Origin of the sequence: Psychrobacter proteolyticus (assembly GCF_003350005.1) — a bacterium.
Classification (GTDB): domain Bacteria; phylum Pseudomonadota; class Gammaproteobacteria; order Pseudomonadales; family Moraxellaceae; genus Psychrobacter; species Psychrobacter proteolyticus.
Window position 1 is genome coordinate 122,536 of the sequence record NZ_QLKS01000005.1, and the last position, 18,917, is coordinate 141,452.

Annotated in this window: 15 protein-coding genes; 11 read left to right on the plus strand and 4 right to left on the minus strand. The window is 44.4% G+C overall.

Going from position 1 to position 18,917, the window contains the following annotated elements; genetic code table 11:
- Positions 1-103: 103 nt before the first annotated feature.
- Positions 104-775, minus strand: a complete 672-nt coding sequence (locus DXK30_RS11045) for a hypothetical protein (RefSeq protein WP_114701724.1) — start codon at positions 773-775, stop codon at positions 104-106.
- A gap of 261 nt (positions 776-1,036) precedes the next feature.
- Between DXK30_RS11045 and dapC the strand changes: the two genes are divergently transcribed.
- The 8 genes from dapC to DXK30_RS11085 all read left to right on the plus strand — a co-directional run bounded on the left by dapC (position 1,037) and on the right by DXK30_RS11085 (position 10,128).
- On the plus strand, positions 1,037-2,266 hold the full coding sequence (gene dapC / locus DXK30_RS11050; protein WP_114701725.1) for a succinyldiaminopimelate transaminase: 1,230 nt from the start codon (positions 1,037-1,039) through the stop codon (positions 2,264-2,266).
- A gap of 153 nt (positions 2,267-2,419) precedes the next feature.
- Complete coding sequence (locus DXK30_RS11055; RefSeq protein ID WP_114701726.1) at positions 2,420-4,396, plus strand: DUF294 nucleotidyltransferase-like domain-containing protein; 1,977 nt, start codon at positions 2,420-2,422, stop codon at positions 4,394-4,396.
- A gap of 82 nt (positions 4,397-4,478) precedes the next feature.
- Positions 4,479-5,084, plus strand: a complete 606-nt coding sequence (locus DXK30_RS11060) for a 3'-5' exonuclease (protein ID WP_114701727.1) — start codon at positions 4,479-4,481, stop codon at positions 5,082-5,084.
- A 151-nt stretch (positions 5,085-5,235) separates the two neighbouring features.
- Positions 5,236-7,278 (plus strand): D-alanyl-D-alanine carboxypeptidase/D-alanyl-D-alanine-endopeptidase, encoded by a 2,043-nt coding sequence (locus DXK30_RS11065; RefSeq protein ID WP_114701728.1) that lies wholly within the window; start codon positions 5,236-5,238, stop codon positions 7,276-7,278.
- An 81-nt stretch (positions 7,279-7,359) separates the two neighbouring features.
- Positions 7,360-7,845: an ABZJ_00895 family protein gene (locus tag DXK30_RS11070; RefSeq protein WP_114701729.1), complete on the plus strand. Its 486-nt coding sequence runs from the start codon at positions 7,360-7,362 to the stop codon at positions 7,843-7,845.
- A 185-nt stretch (positions 7,846-8,030) separates the two neighbouring features.
- Positions 8,031-8,579, plus strand: a complete 549-nt coding sequence (locus DXK30_RS11075; protein WP_114701730.1) for a DUF421 domain-containing protein — start codon at positions 8,031-8,033, stop codon at positions 8,577-8,579.
- A gap of 85 nt (positions 8,580-8,664) precedes the next feature.
- On the plus strand, positions 8,665-9,153 hold the full coding sequence (gene rlmH, locus DXK30_RS11080) for a 23S rRNA (pseudouridine(1915)-N(3))-methyltransferase RlmH (protein ID WP_057758501.1): 489 nt from the start codon (positions 8,665-8,667) through the stop codon (positions 9,151-9,153).
- An 84-nt stretch (positions 9,154-9,237) separates the two neighbouring features.
- The gene (locus tag DXK30_RS11085) at positions 9,238-10,128 is read left to right on the plus strand and encodes a DODA-type extradiol aromatic ring-opening family dioxygenase (protein WP_114701731.1); all 891 of its coding nucleotides are present in this window, start codon (positions 9,238-9,240) and stop codon (positions 10,126-10,128) included.
- Between the two features lie 31 nt (positions 10,129-10,159).
- Here DXK30_RS11085 and DXK30_RS11090 read toward each other — a convergent pair whose 3' ends face one another.
- A complete protein-coding gene (locus DXK30_RS11090; protein WP_114701732.1) occupies positions 10,160-11,653 on the minus strand; it encodes an amidase in 1,494 nt (497 codons plus the stop codon).
- Between the two features lie 339 nt (positions 11,654-11,992).
- The gene (locus DXK30_RS11095; RefSeq protein WP_114701733.1) at positions 11,993-15,346 is read right to left on the minus strand and encodes a DNA translocase FtsK; all 3,354 of its coding nucleotides are present in this window, start codon (positions 15,344-15,346) and stop codon (positions 11,993-11,995) included.
- A 547-nt stretch (positions 15,347-15,893) separates the two neighbouring features.
- On the opposite strand from DXK30_RS11095, the gene trxB reads away from it, so the two are divergent.
- Genes trxB through DXK30_RS11110 form a run of 3 tightly spaced genes read left to right on the plus strand, consistent with a single transcriptional unit; the run spans position 15,894 to position 18,188 of the window.
- Positions 15,894-16,916, plus strand: coding sequence for a thioredoxin-disulfide reductase (gene trxB, locus DXK30_RS11100; RefSeq protein WP_114701734.1), 1,023 nt, complete (start codon positions 15,894-15,896; stop codon positions 16,914-16,916).
- Entirely contained in the window at positions 16,917-17,723 is an 807-nt protein-coding gene (aat, locus tag DXK30_RS11105; protein ID WP_114701735.1) for a leucyl/phenylalanyl-tRNA--protein transferase, read from the plus strand. It abuts the gene before it with no gap.
- A gap of 30 nt (positions 17,724-17,753) precedes the next feature.
- A complete protein-coding gene (locus tag DXK30_RS11110; protein WP_114701736.1) occupies positions 17,754-18,188 on the plus strand; it encodes a MerR family transcriptional regulator in 435 nt (144 codons plus the stop codon).
- Positions 18,189-18,282: 94 nt separating this feature from the next.
- On the opposite strand, the gene rimI is transcribed toward DXK30_RS11110, so the two are convergent.
- A complete protein-coding gene (gene rimI, locus DXK30_RS11115) occupies positions 18,283-18,777 on the minus strand; it encodes a ribosomal protein S18-alanine N-acetyltransferase (protein ID WP_114701737.1) in 495 nt (164 codons plus the stop codon).
- Between the last annotated feature and the right edge of the window lie 140 nt (positions 18,778-18,917).

Sequence of the window (18,917 nt, forward strand, 5' to 3'; positions counted from 1 at the left end):
CTTTAAATGGCGGCTATCTTTGGAGAGTGGTAGGCTTTAGGAGTTTAATTAATAGAGATTATAGAAGCACGTTAAAGAACGTGCTTTTATTTGTAATGTGCTTCTATAGCGTACTTCTATAAGTTATCTCGCTGGCATGTTCATTCAGTTCATCATCAGCCAGCTCTGGCGGCAAAATACCTACTTCGGGTGGCTGTTGCTCCATGATTAAACGCCCTACTTCGACCTCTCTTTGTAGCAGGCACTGCAAGCTTGCTAAGTGAAACTGTCCATCTAGATAATTGTCTAACGCTTCCAGAGAAATAGGCGATTTGGCATGCACATCAGGATAAAGACTGTCCTCTGCCAAAATAATCATTTCATTGAGCGCCTCTTCATGCATCAGCTCATCATTATCTATTTTACGTTGCAGCTTGTTTGCTAACTGGCTTTTAGCAGCAAGCGCGCTGACAAAAAGTAGGGTCTGTATCATAAACAAAGAAATATACTGCCATAGCGGTAACGAGATACTAAAGACATTATTGAGCATCATCAAAGCCATCGCCACTATCACATAACCGACTAGCTGCCATAGTAGCCACATAATTAGGCTGTTTTCACCATACCAAAAAATTTTCTTTTCTTGACGGCCGATCATTTGCTGACGGGCTTGCCACCAGCACTGCTCACGCTCTTTGAGGAGTTTATATAATTTGGAGCGCTGTGGACTATCATCAAAATTTTTATTATTGATATCTTTAGTGATGAGATCATCATTATTTAGCACACTAGACATATCAAACTATCCTTAAAACGATCTACCACGTTTGTGATGTAGTCATTTTTTATATTGTTATAGGTTATACATTATGAAAGGTTCAAAAGACTTTTGAGCGACTACCTATTTGGTAGTCATACAACGAATAGCTTACGCTTGGTAAATGCCTATTCACGATATAAGAAGAAAAGGACAAAAAATTAGAGAAGTGCTACACTGCTCTAATGTAAATTTTCTTTATAACTTTATTATTAATTGTCTATTATAGTTATCACACTTATGAATCACAACTTAAAGCATCTACATCCTTATCCATTCGCAAAGATGGCAACATTGCTTGCTGATAGCAAGCCTGCCAACGGTTACAGTGAAATAAAGCTCGGTATTGGTGAGCCAAAACATGAGCCCCCTGCATTTGTGCTGGACGTCCTACGCGAAAACTTGGACAAAATAAGTCGTTATCCAACCACAAACGGTATGTTTGAGCTACGTCAAACTATCGCCCACTGGTTAGAGAAGCGGTTTTTTCTTAATCACGTCGATGCCAATACTCAAGTATTACCCGTGATGGGTACGCGTGAAGCGATTTTTAGCTTTGTACAAGCGGTCGTTGATCATGATGTAGCTGACAAAGAGAGCAATTCTCTAGCACCCAATACATCGCCTACGGTTGTCATGCCCAACCCTTTTTATCAGATATATGAAGGCGCAGCGATACTGGCACAGGCAACGCCTTATTTTGTCCCTTGTACATCAGATAATGACTACAAAGGTGACTATCGCGCGGTACCAAAAGACGTTTGGACGCGTACGCAGCTATTGTTTGCCTGTAGTCCAAACAATCCAACAGGCTCCGTCATGACAATGGATGACTGGGAATACCTCATTCGTCTGTCAGATCAGTACGGTTTTATTATTGCCAGTGACGAGTGTTATAGCGAGCTGTATTTTGATACAGCACCGATTGGATTGCTTCAAGCTTGTGCGGCCCTTGGTCGCCGTGATTTCAAAAACTGTATTGTGTTCCACTCTTTATCTAAACGTTCGAACTTACCGGGTTTGCGCTCTGGGTTTGTGGCTGGTGATGCCAAAATTTTGCAGGCTTATTTGCAATATCGTACTTACCAAGGTTGTGCGATGCCGATACCACATCAGCTGGCCTCTATCGCTGCATGGCAAGACGAAAAACACGTCGCTCATAATCGAGCGCTATACCAAGAGAAGTTTGCCCTATGGATGTCTGAGCTTGGGGAATTGCTAGAGTTACGCATGCCTGATGCTGGGTTCTACTTCTGGGTCAAAGTACCTGAGCAGTTCGGCGGTGATGATGAAATTTTTGTCAAGGCGTTGTATGAGCAAGCCAATATTCATGCATTGGCAGGACGTTATTTGTCACGTGAAGTTGATGGTCATAATCCTGGACAAGGTTATGGGCGTATCGCTTTGGTCGCGAGTGTCGATGAGAGCCGAGAAGCAATCAGTCGTATCCGCAAATTATTAGGTGCTTAAAGCTAATTAGAAAAATCTAATGTAGCTGAGATAAATGTCTCTATATTAAAAAGCCTCCAATAACCACAATATAAATAGGGTTATTGGAGGCTTTTTGTTTTATTAATGCTATAGTAAAGTCTATACCGAAAATATGCCATCAAGGATGATGCCATGCCCCATCTTGATTTTAGCCAACCGCCCTTCGATGTATTGAGCTTAGCTGAGCGTCAAAGCATTAGAAAAAATACCCAGATACGCTACCTTGCCAAAAATGAAAGCTTGCCTGTAGAAGAACTGCAATGTCTATATGTCGTCATCAAAGGGCAAATCGAGCAATCACTAGATGGTGAATTTGTCGCGTCCTATGTAGGTAGTAATCACGCTGACGGTCTGAACAATAATGATTGGTTTGATAGTCGCCGCCTGCCTGAATCACTTGCCAAGGATAATCAGCTAGAGCCTGAAAGTACACCTATACAGCCCTATCAATTCCGAGCCAGTGAAGAGACGTTACTGCTCCAAGTCGCTGGCACCGCTATCGATAAAATCAGCGCGCAAAATCATCTGGTACGCCAAATGCTATCAGACAAGCTGCCTGAACGATTAAAAGCATTGCGTCAACGACGTCATAATAAAACGCTAGATCCTGCCAGCTATACCAACCAACAAGAAGTACAGCAAATCATGCTGCAGCCAGTGACAGATGTTCATCTGTTACCAGTCCATATCGTCGATGCCAATGATAGCTTGTACGAAGCGGCCAGCATCATGACCAAAGCTGGATTGAAACATGTGCTGGTCCGACCGCTACATGGCTTATGTGATTTAGATGACTTAAGTAGTTTAGATGGTACACAAACAGCGCAACTTGAGACAAGATTACTCTTAGGGATTTTGACCGATACTGATATTTGTCGTGCTGTAAGTGATAAACAAGATCCTGCTACTACTCCTTGCCAGCGCTATGCTAATTTTAATCTGCGCACGATCAAAGCCAGTGATGAGATTGGCGATGCGCTGCTGACCATGACTCGCTATCGTATTCATAGACTGCCAGTCATCGATAAGAGTGGCAATGTCGTCGGAGTACTTGGGCAAAGCGATATGCTCGCTCATATTGGTCATCATTCGCAGCTAATTAGCATTCAAATCGAACAGGCACAAGACTTATCGAGCCTAGATACCACTGTTGAGCTGATCGGGCGCTATATTCGTGCACAGCATCACAATGGTGTCAAAATCGGTAATATCAGTCGTATGGTACAGACGCTAAATGCGCAGGTGTTTACCAAGCTATGGCAGCTAATCGTACCTGATGAAGTGATGGCCAATACCTGCCTTATCGTTATGGGTTCAGAAGGTCGCGGTGAGCAAATCATGCGTACCGATCAGGACAACGCGCTCATCATTCGCGATGGCTATACACACCCTGATTTAGCACAGTTCACTGATACTTTTAATAGCCATTTAGCAACGCTTGGCTACCCACTGTGTGATGGCAATATTATGATGAGCAATCCTATGTGGCGACAACCGCTCAAGCCATTCACTGCACAAATTAACCTATGGTTTAGGAACTCTGACCCGATGCATGGTATTTACTTGTCTGCGATACTAGATGGTGAATACGTCTGCGGCGATGAGTCACTGCTTACTCAAATACGTCAGCATTTAAAGCTTGCTCATCAACAAGCAGATCCTATGTTTGTCAGGCAGTTTGCGCGGGCAGCGCTACAGTTTGGCGATGTTAATCAATGGTGGCAAAAGTTTGTACCTTTATTGGGTGGTAAACCAGCATCATCTGATATCGACCTAAAAAAAGCTGGTATATTTCCCTTGGTGCATGGCATACGTACCTTAGCATTAGAAAACAATGTGCCCGACGTGCCTAGTACCAAGGCGCGTTTAAAGTCCTTGGTACAGGTTAGTGCTATGACCCAAGAGCGCGCCGATACTCTACTAGAAGCGCTAGAGTTTTTTATGGCGCAGCGCTTATCTGTGGCGCTCTCAACCGATGATAAGCATGCACGGCAAGTGGATCCAACGACTTTGACTGCACTTGAACGTGACCTGCTAAAAGAGTGTCTGGCCGTAGTCAAAAGTTTTAAGAATCAATTGCGTCAACACTATCAGTTAGAAATCGTATAAATATGGCAGTCTTAATACAGAGGCTTCATGAATAGAGAGATTTTATAAATACAAAAACAACATAGACGGATGAGCAACCAACATGAGCTGGTTACAGCAGTTATCTTGCGCTTGGCAAAAGACGCAATTACAGCGTCCAGAGCTGGCCTCAATGTTTACGACACCTTCGGCTGAGCAGTGGGTGGCGATTGATTGCGAGATGACAGGGCTGAACCCCAAGAAGCATCACCTGCTGTCTGTGGCAGTGATACATATTAATGGCAATACCATCGACACAGGTAATGGCATGCATTTGGTTTGCAGACCTCCTGTAATGCCAGACCGCGACACTATTGTCATTCATGGCTTGCGTACCGCCGATGTTGAACATGGCATGAATTACGATGATATGTTGGCACTGCTGCTACCATTCATAGGTAATCGACCAATCGTTGGATTCTGCACACAGCTAGACATGGCTTTTTTGAATCCTTTGGTCAAACGCTATATGGGAACCTCGCTACCAAACGAAGTTATAGATTTGCGGCACCTGTACAGTCGGCGTATCAGTGGTCACACCCAAGGGCTTTCTGGCCAAGCCCAACATCTGAATCGTATCCTAGCCCATTACAACATTCCTGAACTGGGCGCGCACGATGCTTATAACGATGCTGTCATGACGGCGATGGCTTTTTTGCATGTGCGTTAGCAGCAAACCATGCTCTCAGTTCAATCTATAGTTAGAGTTAGTTATATAAATAAGGGCGTCGTTATTGCTAAAATTGTGCTGCTGGCATCGTGTGCGAAAACAGCAACTCATGTTACCATAGGCTGTTTTTGCCACCTGATGAAAGATGCTCATGCGATACCCTTCTAAACGCCGTCACTGCTCGACTGCTGCAACCAAAATCACCACGCTTTGTCGTCATTTGCGACCGCTGAACCAACCTAATAAACGTCTATCTAGGTTAGCGTTATTGGCAGCAGTTGTGGTCGCGCCGATACATGCACAAGCCGTGTTGCCAGCAGCCATTCAACAAGCCTTGGCGCGTGCCGACTTGACAGAAGCGGATATCAGTATCGTTATTACACCTGTGGGTGACAAGGCTGCCAGTCGTCTGCCTACTCCTATTCAAGTCATTGATAGTGATGAACCTGACAGCCAAACTGCAGCTACCATAGTAGCTGAACACCCAGTTACAAACGCCTCTACGGATACAATTAGCAGCGACCCGAGCCATCAGAGCGCGTTAGTTACCATAGAGCAGCGCACTATTGAGAAACACGAGCAAAAAATACATGCTTATACCGATGACCCTTATACTTATCAGAGCGTAGAGAGCATTCCAACAGTTATCCCTGATGAATCTCAGCATACGCTTACTCAGAATGCCAAAGCCCAAGATACTGCGAGCAATAATAAAGCCTCTATAAAGATTTCATTTTCGCCTTTGCTGGATCACCAGTCCGATATTCCTCGTACGCCTGCCAGCACCATGAAACTCGTGCCTAGCTTTATCGCTTTAGACACTTTAGGAGCAGATTTTGTGTGGTATACACGGGTTTATCACACAGGTATTGTCATCGGCAACCGTCTACATGGTGACTTGATTATTCAAGGAAGTGGCGACCCAAAAATGACTCACGAGCGCTTGAAGCAGTTACTTTATAAAGTGCAAGCATCAGGTATTCGTCATATCGACGGTGACATCATCATTGACAGCGCTGTTTTTAACAATGTTAGTAAAGATCCTGCCGCCTTTGATAACTCACCGCTACGTCCCTATAACGCTAGTCCTGATGGGTTTTTGGTTAACTTTAGCACCATTGGTATCAAAACTTACCCTCAAGATAATGGCCAAGCAAGTGTGACCTATAAGCCGCGGTTAGCCAACTATCAGCTGCCTGCTACAATCAATACCCGTGCAGCCAGTTGTGGGCAAGCAAGCTATAGCCTAGCACCGCAGTGGCAAAACACGCAGCTTGTGTTAAATGCCAGTCTCCCAGAGAGCTGCGGCGAGCATGTCTTTTACGTAGCATATCCCAATGCCAAAGAGTTTGCGGCACACGTCATCGCTGCCAAATGGCAAGCATTAGGGAATACTTTGAGTGGACAGGTAATCTCACAAGAAACCCCTTACTATATGAGCAAGGCGACAAAACGAGCGCACGGGCTTACGGCTATCGCGATGTCGCCTCTACCTATGGTCAGCTATCCGTCGTTGAATTTAACCGAGCAGATTCATGACATTAATCACTTCTCAAACAATGTCATGGCTGAGCAAGTGGCGCTATCTATAGGCGCTTACCATAAAGAAAGGCTGACTCATTCAATACCTGCTAGCACAACTGCGACTAGTCCAAGCAGTCATGAAGCCAGCACTAGTAATGAGGCGAATAATAAAGTAACGGCTGATAAATCTAATGGTAAAAAGGCTGATAGCTTATATCAGTTTGGTAAGCCTACTACGACAGACTATCCTACGGCCTTACAAACCATCAATCAATGGTGGCAAACCAATCTCAGTACACCGCCGCCACATTTGACCAATGGCTCAGGACTTTGCCGTGAGTGTACAATCACCGCCGCCAACCTAAGCGAGCTACTGACTTATGCTTATAGTCGACCAAATTTTGATGCCTATGTCGACTCGTTAGGTGTCGCTGGGGTTAGTGGCACTATTGCCGCTCATAGCGATCGCTTGCCTGAATCTGCAGCCACTGGCCGCGCATGGATAAAAACTGGCACGTTAAATAACGTCACTTCAATGGCAGGTTATGTTAAAGGACTGTCAGGACAGGATTACGTTGTCGTCGGTATAATTAATACTGATCAAGCATTAAATCCCTATGCAGCAAGACCTGTGTTGGATGCCATGCTCGACTGGACAGCACAGCGCTGATTTTTAATGCTTCAAGACGATGTGTTATCAATATTCTATTTTTCACCTTACTCTATTTTTTACCTTTATAAAGGTTAGCTTATGTCACGCCAGACAACCAGTCTCAACAAACCACAAACGCTTATACAAGCACAGCCTAAACTGGCTCGATATATCGGTTTTTTTGCGATTGGATACACGCTCGCCAGTACCATATTTATGATAATACAGACCAAACTTGCGCTCAATCCACAACTGGTCATGGTGGTTTCTATTATCGTAGGTGCTTACATCGCTGTCAGTAAATTCATCAAGCATCAGAAGCGAGCATTAGCGCGAGATGAGATTAATAAATTGATGTTTGGTGGGATTGTGATTGTCTGGATGCTGACGGTTATTTATTTTTCAGCTATCTGGTTTTGGCTGTTTGATACGATCAGCCGTGAGGTACTGTTTGAGATGGCGATGCAGCGTCCACTGCCCCTGCTTTCATCACTAATGCTAATGCTGGTCCTCACTCTAGTCAGTGCGCGAATCAGTCTATGGTCTATCAATCGATTATTAGACCCTATACGCAAATCAACGTAAGTACAAACCATCATCTACAAGGTGCTACAAAGTTTTCCCCTGCTAATGCGTAAAATCCGTTAGGCTAAGTTTAGGGCGTGTCATTATTTTAAGAATAGTATTAAAAATGAGACAAAGTAAGACGCGCCCTAGTAAGTAAAATTTTAGCGATGACTTGTTTTACCTTTATAATAGGAGCGAACATTATGGACATGATCTTTTTTGACAACATAGACAAGCTTGGTCGTATTGTTTTGACGACTGTTATGGTTTACGTGTTGATCGTGACAGTCACCAAAGTCTCTGGCAAACGCTCAACGTCACAGCTCAACAACTTCGATTGGATCGTTACGGTCATGATCGGCTCGTTGGGTGCTAGTACAGTTCTGCTCAAAGACATACCCTTTGTTGAAGGGGTTTCGTCTATTTTAGTATTGTACCTATTGCAATTTGTGGTGACCAAATATGCGGCTATTTCACCGCAATTTAGTAGCTTTATTTTATCAGAGCCGCGTATCGTTTTTTATCAAGGGCAGTTTTTGCCAGATGCCATGCGTGAGGAGCGTTTGACGCGTCAAGAAATCGAATGTGCCATGCGTTCTGAAGGGATTAATAGCTTTGATGATGTCGAAGCCATTGTCTTTGAGTCTGATGCCAAGCTGACTGTCATTCCAAAGCCAACCCAAAGTGATAAAAGCGACGATGATCAAGGCGCAAGTAGCAGCGTATCAGAGACGATTAACCCTCTGATGTAAATTGCAGACAATAAACAACGAGCGATACAACTATTAAGAACACGGCCTAGTAAGCTTGAATTCAATTATCGAGATGGTAAGCATTATGAAAGTAAGGATTTTGACCGTTGGCAATAAAATGCCTAGTTGGGTACAGACGGGTTTTGACGAATATTACAAACGCATTCAACCGATGCTAAGCACAGAAATTGTCGAGATTGCGGCAGCCAAGCGGGCAAAAAATCCTTCAGATGCTAATTTGGCACAGTACCGTGAGCAAGAAGGTCAGGCCATATTAGCCGCTCATAATGCATCAAGCCGCGAGCAATTATGGGTGCTAGATGTCAAAGGCAAGATGATTTCGACCGAAGGACTGGCTGATAAGCTCGCAGATGGCATGCTACAAGGCGATGATATTGCCTTGGTCATCGGCGGTGCAGACGGCGTCTCGCCAGAAGTATTGGCAAAGGCCGATGCAAAATTATCACTATCAGCACTGACATTGCCGCATCCGCTAGTACGTGTCGTACTTATGGAGCAATTGTATCGCGCGATGAGTATCAATAATAACCACCCTTATCACCGTGGTAATTAAATAAAATACTAAGCTGTTTTTTTGATTTAAAACATTGACCCTAAAGTAGATTGAAAAACTGGCGCACGCCCTAATAAATGCAACATGAAATATCCAAAACGTGCGACACCCAACGCCTCTAAGCCCTTTCATCAACGTGATGACCATCATAATGTGCAGACGCCTATCACAGCTGCTGCCGCATGGGAAAATACGTCTGATATAGCGACAAACACATCTAAGCTACCAGCGCTCTTTATCTCGCATGGCGCGCCTACGCTTGCGATTGAGCAGTCTGCGACGACCAGTGCACTGGCACGTATTGGTCAAAACCTACCTAAGCCACGTGCCATTGTCATTATGTCAGCGCATTGGCAGTCAGCAAAGCTAGAGATTAGCAGCAATCCACAGCCAAAGACATGGCATGACTTTTCAGGATTTTCGCCTGAACTTTACGACATTCAGTATCCTGCTACAGGCCAACCAGCGCTGGCTGAGACACTTGCTCAGCAGCTGACCGCACGTGGTATCACTTGTAGTGTCAATCCAGTGCGTGCCTGTGATCATGGTGTGTGGGCGCCGCTCAGACATTTGTATCCAGAAGCCGATGTGCCTATCGTACAGATATCACTGCCGCAGCATTACGACAGTATTGCCTGCTATCAGTTAGGTGCACAATTGGCACATCTACGTGATGAGCAAATCCTCGTCATTGGCTCAGGTAATATTACGCATAATTTGCAAGCACTGCGCTGGGAAGCTGACAGCATCGATCAAGCAGCCAAAACGTTTAAGCAGTGGGTGCTACAGCAGCTCAAAATAGACATCCCCACAGCGCTCGACTGGCAGCAATACCCAGACTATAAGGACATTCATCCAAGTGATGAGCACTTGCTACCGCTGTTTTTTGCTTTAGGTACTGGTCAGCGCGTCTCTGTCGTTCATCAAAGTATGGCTCATCATAGTTTGGGTATGGACATTTATCGCTTTGATTGAGTGCAACCAATGCGAGCACTATAGCTTAACCCTACTTTTCAAAAGCGTGTTTGGTAAATAAACCTGCACGCTCCATCTCGCCCGCCACGCTGAATAATGTCGCTTCATCATTCATGCGCCCGATTAACTGCATGCCAATAGGTAGGCCTTTTTTGCTCATACCGACGGGTACTGACATCGCGGGTAATCCTGTAACATTACCCAATAACGTAAAGCCCATCTTACCTAATACAGGTGCACTGAGCTTTTCAATCATACCTGAGCTAAAGGCATATCTACCCATATTGAAGCCCTTGTTAAGCACATCGGCGCTACGCATCATCATCTCATCCATACGACTGGGCGGTAGTACACCATGCTTTACCGCAGGCGTGGGCACAGTCGGGCACAGTATCATGTCGTAGTCTTCTAGTAATAAACCCGTCTGATACTGGCTATGATGCCAGCCATGTTTGGCATGTGCCAAATCAACCGCTGATAGCGAACGCCCAAGCAGTGCCATATTATAAGTTTGCGGCTCTAGGTTGTTGACGTGGTCAGCACCAAACTCACGCTCGATATTATCAATCGTAAAAGCCGTATGCGCACAGACTACAACGATAAAGTCGTGCCAAAACTGCTCGACATTGATGTTTGGCTCGGCTGGTACTACTTCATGACCCATAGACTCTAATTGCTTAGCCGTTTGCTCAAGTATCTCCAGCACTTCTTTGTCTACTGTCGTATTGGCTATCAAAGGCTGCTGATGCAAAGCGATTTTTAGCTTTCGCGGTGCACGCATTGCCGCTTGCAAAAAAGTGCCGTTTGGTGAAGCTATAACGTAAGGGGCACCAATCTCTGCTCCACTAATGGCATCTAGCATCGCCGCACTATCGCGCACTGAGCGCGTAATCACATGGTCAGCCACGGCCCCCTCCCAGCCTTCACCAAGATTAGGGCCCATTGGATTACGTCCGCGGCTTGGCTTTAACCCAAACGTACCGCACCAAGCAGATGGAAAACGTATCGAGCCGCCACCGTCACCACCGCCTGCCATCGGGACAATACCGCTCGCAACAGCTGCTGCACTGCCCCCTGACGAGCCGCCAGAACTGTAGCCTTTTTTAAAAGGATTATGAGTAGCACCATGCGCTTTTGGCTCAGTGGTGATAATCAAACCAAACTCAGGCGTGTTAGTCTTACCAAAGGTATTAACGCCTGTCGCTTTCATCCTTTTGACAATTTCGCTATCTTTTTCTGAGATGATATTGACGCTGCGACTGCCCATCGTAATCGGCTCATCGGCGAAGCTAAATGATAAATCTTTTAGTAAATACGGCACGCCAGTAAACACACCTGAAGGCAAACCTGCCTGCGCAGCATTGTAAGCACGCTCATCAAAACGATGCACGATGGCATTTAGCTTAGGGTTGATTTGATTGGCTTGATGGACAGCAGCATCTAGCAATTCCTTTGCGCTGACCTCACCTGAATTGACCAATGCCGCTAAGGCGAGCCCATCATATTGCGTATATTCTTTAAACATAACTAACCTTCCTTGGAGAGTAACTGTCGTAAATTTTAGAGTGATTGCTTTTTAAAATTGATGACTATTTTTTCATAAACTACTGTCAGTTTAGTATAAAAAACCACGTTTGATATTTGATAAACGGACTCGTTAGTCATCTGGTCGATTTCGCTAGTTGTCGATTTCGCTAGTCAATGAGCTAGTATTCGAATCTGCTCTTCATGCCCTAGAGCGCATTTAATGACAATAAGAGCTTAATTCTAAACCCTCAATTTATAAAAGCATTATTAAGTTTCTTCCATAAAAAACGAGCCATTCTCATGACTCGCTTTTTCGTTATCAACTTAATAATTGATCCTACATTAATAGTTCACGTTTACCACTTTTGCCCATCGAACTGACCAATCCAGCTTCTTCCATAGAGTCGACAATACGCGCAGCACGGTTGTAGCCGATGCTGAATTTACGCTGAATACTTGAGGCAGAAACTTTACGTGTTTCCATGATAAAGGCCACGGCATCATTATATAAATCATCATCTTCACCAGAGGCATTGGCTGTACTACTACCGCCTGGGCTAGACAATTCAAAGTTGCCTGCCATATTATCAATATAGTCAGGAGCGCCGCGCTCACGCCAAGCGTCACAGACACGGTTAACTTCTTCGTCACTGACATAGGCACCATGTACACGGTCCGGCTCAATCTGCCCTGGCCCTAAGAACAACATATCACCGTTACCTAGCATATCCTCTGCACCGCCACTATCCAGAATCGTGCGTGAGTCGACTTTTGAGTTGACTCGTAGTGCAGCGCGCACTGGAATGTTGGCTTTAATCAGGCCCGTAATAACATCGACTGACGGACGCTGAGTCGCTAGCATTAAGTGAATACCAGCAGCACGCGATTTTTGCGCCAAACGTGTGATGAGCTCTTCGGCTTGTTTACCAACTTGCATAATCATATCAGCAAACTCATCCGCGACAATGACAATCATGGGTAGTGTTTTTAGCTTGGGTGCTTGGCTAATACTTACGCTGTCATTTGGACGCCATAGAGGATCGAGCATTGGATTGCCTGATTTCTCCGCCGCGATGACTTTCTTGTTGAACTCATTGAGCTTACGAACCTTTAGCAAACTCATTAGCTGATAGCGACGTTCCATCTCGGCCACACACCATGACAAGCTACTAGCCGCTTCCGTCATATCTGTGACTACTGGCGTTAGCAAATGCGGAATATCATTGTAATTGGCAAGCTCTAACTGCTTTGGATCAATCAAAATAAGACGTAGCTCGTTGGGCGTATATTTGAGTAGCATCGATAACAGCATCGAGTTGACCAATACTGATTTACCAGAGCCTGTGGTACCAGCGACCAGCATATGCGGCGCACGTGCAAGGTCAGTAATGATTGGGTTACCACCGATGTCTTTACCCATCGCCATGCTAATCTGCGCTTTAGGGTCTTTGAACGTTTCGGTATTGAGCAGTTCAATCAAGCGTACCATTTCACGTTTCTTGTTCGGCACTTCGATACCGATGTAAGGTTTACCCGGAATCACTTCGACCACACGCAAAGATGCCATCGATAGTGAACGCGCCAAATCACGCGAAATACCGGTTACCTTACTGGCCTTCACACCAGCAGCCAGCTCTACTTCGAAACGGGTGACGACAGGGCCAGGGATAGCATTAACCACAGAGGCTTTTACGTTAAACTCTTGTAGTTTAATTTCTAATAACTCAGACAGTTTTTCAAGCTCAGCCACAGTGTAGCTAGGCTTGCGGTCAGGATCAGGCTTATCCAATATAGACACTTCTGGAATAGGCGTCAGGCTGCTGCGATAAGCTGCCGTTTGCATCGAGCGTGACTTTTGACTAAAAGCTGCGTCATCACTAATATGCGGCATGACCGGTACATTGGTGTCGTCATCACTGTCATCCTCTGGCATCATATCAGTGATATGGTTGCTGCTATCGCCCTCTGGGACAGCAAAACTAACAGATGGTTGCGCGGGCGTTTTAGGCTCAGGCTGTACATTTGAGACTGGGCTAGTTACTTCCACCGTTGGCGCTGCTTTTGGATTGGCAGGAGGCGTATTGGTTGGTGTCATATCTGACAAATCTGACAATTCAGGCTCAGTCTCTACTGTTACCGGAGCGACTTCAGGCTCATGGGCTATTGACGCATTGTTAGTCTGTGACAACTCTACAGGCGTATCAGACAGTTGATTGGCTGACTCCTGTGCAAAGCTAATAGGCTCTTCAGCGATAGGTTCTGGTGTCTTCTCTTGTACTATTGGCTCAGCTGCTACGGTTTCCTGAACAGGCTTAGAATCTTCAGACGTTTCTACAACAGATTCAGTAGGTTCTGATATATCAGCATGCTCTGCCAACCATGCTTCTGCCAGCTTATCTACTTCCGCAGTCTCATGTGTCGTAGAAATTTTAGGATCAGCAGGTTCAATGACTGGCTGACTGGCTAAATTACTGCTCACTGACTCATCAACTGATGGCTGAGCTAGTGATTCTTTATCATGTATATCTAATTGAGCAACTGCTTCCGTCACTGTAGTTGCTGTAGTGGGAGGTACTGCTTTCTCTAACGATGCTGTGGTACTAGTACCCGTTTGGGAATAGTTAGGTACAGGCATAGCCGAGCTGTCCATGCTATTGGCATTATAAGCCATTTGCTCACTTGCGAGTAAGTCATCGACCGTATTGGCATCATTCCACGCAAAGCTTGGCTCAACTTTGCGAGCAACAGGTGTATTTGAGGCTAATGGCTGGGCTGTATTATTGGCCATATTATCACTAGAGCTATGAAGCGATTCTGTATCGGTATCTGCCTGCTCACCTTTTGAGCTATTAGTTGTCGTTGCTGCTTTTGCTGCTATAACAGAAGCTTTTACACTCTCTGTCAGACCTGATGTTGCCAAAAAATCTGACAGTACGTTACCAAAACGTCCGCTACTGCTGACATCTTGAGCACTATTAGTGTGGTCAGCTGATTGCAACTCAAGGGGTAGCTGCTCAGATCCTGCTTGCGGATTACTCGGTTCGCCCTCTATACGCTCAGCATGTTCAGGTGCACTTGGTTTGACAAATTCTACTCCACCTTCATTCTCCACACTTGAATCATGCCATGACAATGTACGGATCTTACGATATAGCGCTATCCAATGAACGTTAAAGGCGAAAGTAGCAGTAATCACAACGAACACTGCCAAGAAGACCACACTCCCCCACTGCGATAACAGCTGCGCCAAACGTGTCTGTAGCTCTAACCCGATAATACCACCAGCGACGCCTTCAAGCGCCATTGATGTAGGGTTCGTTACTTGCTGAATCAAAGCGACCAATTGTGCAAAAAATGCGCTCGCACTCAATAGTAAAAATACATAGGCGATTAATCTCATCAGCCAAAACGTTGGCTTATTTTCCCACCAAATAAGAATGGATTCATAAACCACGAACGCTAAAAACCACCATGCACCAAATCCAAAAAAACTATAAAGCAAATCAGATAACCATGCACCTGTTTCACCGCCCATATTATTGATTGTCGTCATATCGCTACTAATATGCGACCAGCTAGGATCATTTCCTGTATAAGTCATCAAAATGACAAACAGATAAACGGCCAGTATTAACCCAAGGAGGGTAAATATTCCCTTTTTTAAATACTCAATAAGCGGTGCTGATATCACGTAAGATCTGCCTTGTTATTAATACTAAATGGTCGCCAATGCATGACTAAGCCTAATCATGTTGACATAAAGTGTTGACATAAATGTACCGAGCGAAGTGTTTGTTTGGCATATGCCGATCATAGAGCCTTTAAACAACCGTTATCGCTTGGCTCCTACTACACTTGGCATAACTTCTTATAATAACAAATACATAGGTGCAGTGGCGACAGTCTTATCAAGAAAGCGTGTAAGAAAGTAAATCAATAGACACTTTGCGTAAGAAAACAGCTGGTTAGCGAAACACTAACGGTAAAATTTTGCTAATTATATTGCCTAAATTCTATAAAATAGTCTCTGTTTTCGCACTTATGTTCCAAAGTTATTTATTCTTTGATTCTAATGATACCTGTGTTTGTTTTAGCAAACTTGCACTTTGTGCGCTGTGCCCTTATGTTATTATCACACAGCAATTAGAAGAAGCATATTCGTAGTCATTTTTGATATTCGTCTTTTATTATATTTATAACTTACATTTTTAATTCGTATATTTAGCAAGGAACAACTCATGGCAACTGACACTACTGCTCCACGTCACGAAAAGCTCATTATTTTAGGCTCAGGCCCTGCTGGCTACTCTGCAGCAGTTTATGCCGCACGCGCTAACCTTAAACCAGTTATGGTCACTGGCATGGAAGTCGGTGGACAATTAACCACCACTACCGAAGTCGACAACTGGCCAGGCGATGCGCATGATTTGACGGGTCCAGCTTTGATGGAGCGTATGAAAGCGCATGCTGAGCGTTTCGGTACTGAATTGGTCTACGATCATATCAATGAAGTAAACCTGAATGAGCGTCCTTTCCAATTGACAGGGAACAACGGTAGCTATACTTGTGACGCGCTAATCATTTCAACTGGTGCGTCTGCGCAGTATTTAGGTTTAGAATCAGAAACTAAGTTTAAAGGCCTTGGTGTATCAGCCTGTGCCACTTGTGATGGTTTCTTTTATAAGAACCAAAAAGTTGCGGTGATTGGTGGTGGTAATACAGCGGTTGAAGAAGCTTTATACTTATCCAATATTGCCTCTGAAGTGACCTTAGTGCATCGCCGTGACAGCTTACGCTCTGAAAAAATTCTGCAGGACAAGCTGTTTGAAAAAGCCAAAAATGGTAATGTCAAAATCGAATGGAACCATCAAGTAAAAGAAGTGGTCGGTGATGACATGGGCGTCAATGGCGTCATCATCGAATCAATGATTGATGGCAGCACCAAACAACTAGACACAATGGGTATGTTTGTCGCTATTGGTCACAAGCCAAATACTGACTTGTTCAAAGATCAATTGGATATGAAAGATGGCTATCTGATCGTTAATAGCGGCTTGAATGGTAATGCCACTCAGACCAGTATCAAAGGTGTGTTTGCCGCAGGTGATGTAGCCGATCACGTCTACCGTCAAGCCATCACTTCTGCTGGCACTGGCTGTATGGCTGCGCTGGATGCTGAAAAGTACTTGGATGCATTGGGCGAAACCGTCGCTCGTGATCACACTTACGATTCAACACTAACTGCAGATAAAGAAGCCTAAATGGGTAACTTTATTCAACAGAACGATAAACACATCACGCCTGAGACTTTAAAAAGTCTTGGGCGTTATGACTTTCCTGATCCCATTTCTATCGATCCTGATGGTATTGGCATCGTCGCTATGGGTGGTGACTTAACGCCTGAAACGCTGATATCAGCCTACGCTCAGGGGCTATTTCCTTGGTTTAACGAAGATGAGCCTATTGCTTGGTGGTGTCCTGAACCGCGTTGTGTAATCGTTCCTTCGGCCTATCAACCGAGCAAGTCTCTACGTAAGCAAGCAAATCGCGAACGTTGGCAAGTGACGCTCAATCAAGCTTTTTACGATGTCATACATGCCTGTAGCTTACCGCGCAGTGATGGTCTTAATGACAATCAGCCTGAAGGTGAGCATACTTGGATTCATGATGAGATAATCGAAGCCTATACCAAACTGCATGCGCAAGGCTTTGCTCATAGCATTGAAGTTTGGGACGAGGCAGGTCAACTGATTGGCGGATTATACGGGTTAAAGATAAACGGCATCTATTTTGGTGAGTCAATGTTTCATCGAGCAACTAATGCGTCAAAGCTAGCGTTTTGGGGTCTGATGCGCCTGTGTGATCAAAGTAATGTCGCACTCGTCGACTGTCAGCTACCGAACGAACATTTGATGAGCTTAGGTGCGACTACCTTACCGCGTGCTAGCTTTCTAACTCAGTTAGACAACTTAATAGGCAGCCAGTCTGTGCCATGGCAAAAGCACTCTCATAAACCGTTATCCGTATCGAGACTGGATAACGAATCGCCTTGGCAACCAAAGTTATGATTATCATAGCGAAAAAAATAAGAGGTTATTATGGCACTTGATACATCGTTTCTATTGATTGGAGAGCTAGCAGCAAAGGCTAATACGACCAAAGATACGGTTCGCCATTACGAGCAATTAGGCCTGCTGAAATCTCGCAAACGTCAGGCAGGTTCACGCCTATATACTGAGTTTCATCCAGAATGTATCGAACGCATAGAGCTGATCAAAAGCGCGCAAGCTATTGGCTTTACTCTTACCGAAATCAAAAACAGCTTAAATGATTATTATGATGGTCACTTGGATATTGATTCGCAGCTTGTACTAACACAGCAAAAATTAGAACAAGTCAAAAAACAGCAAGCGAATATCAGCATAATGGTGGAGCTACTGAGCGAACGCTTGGATATTTTAGGTCGAATGAAAGCAGATAGTGATTATCAACTTGATGTGGAAGTCTGTAAAAAGCAAATTCCTTTGCAATAAATTTTAAATCTTAGTTAATTCTGCTCTTATATCGTAGCTGTTATAGCCACCTTTATCATCGCCGCTGATTTTTTATTAATCTTTACTCTCTTTATTAAATATAAGTATGCTGCATGATTAATGCATCGACTGCTGGTTTGTGTGGCATTTTATAATAGCCTTTACGCCTATGAATAATATTGAATGCCTGTTGCTCGTATAACGCTATCGCCGCTGTATTATCTGCACGTACTTCTAACAAAAGACTCTCTACCTGATTAAGCTGTAACAGTTCATGCAGTTTATTCAATACCTGCGAAGCAATGCCTTGTCGTTGGTGCTCTGGATCAGTTCCGACACGTAACACCTCTGCTTGCTCAAAAGTCGTTTGATATAAGCAATAGCCAACTATCTCACGATGAGAGACGCTCTCTTCTTTGGCTTGATCGTAAGCAATCAACAGACTAATACTGTCCTGCTCAAGCAACTCAACCAATGTTTTCTGATTCCAAGAATCATCTGGTTGCACCGTCGCTTCTATATTAGCGACAGTTTGAATGACGTATTCGAGTTCTACTGCATTCGTTGGTAATACTTCTATCGCAAACATGACGTTCCTTTCATTTAATTAGTCTCATCATTTGGTTGTACTTAGATTATATAAGTAAGTGACCAAATTATTTATTTTTTATCACAAAAAAAGGCCACCCTAGATAGGATGGCCTTTTTTATGACTAACTCATAAGCTCA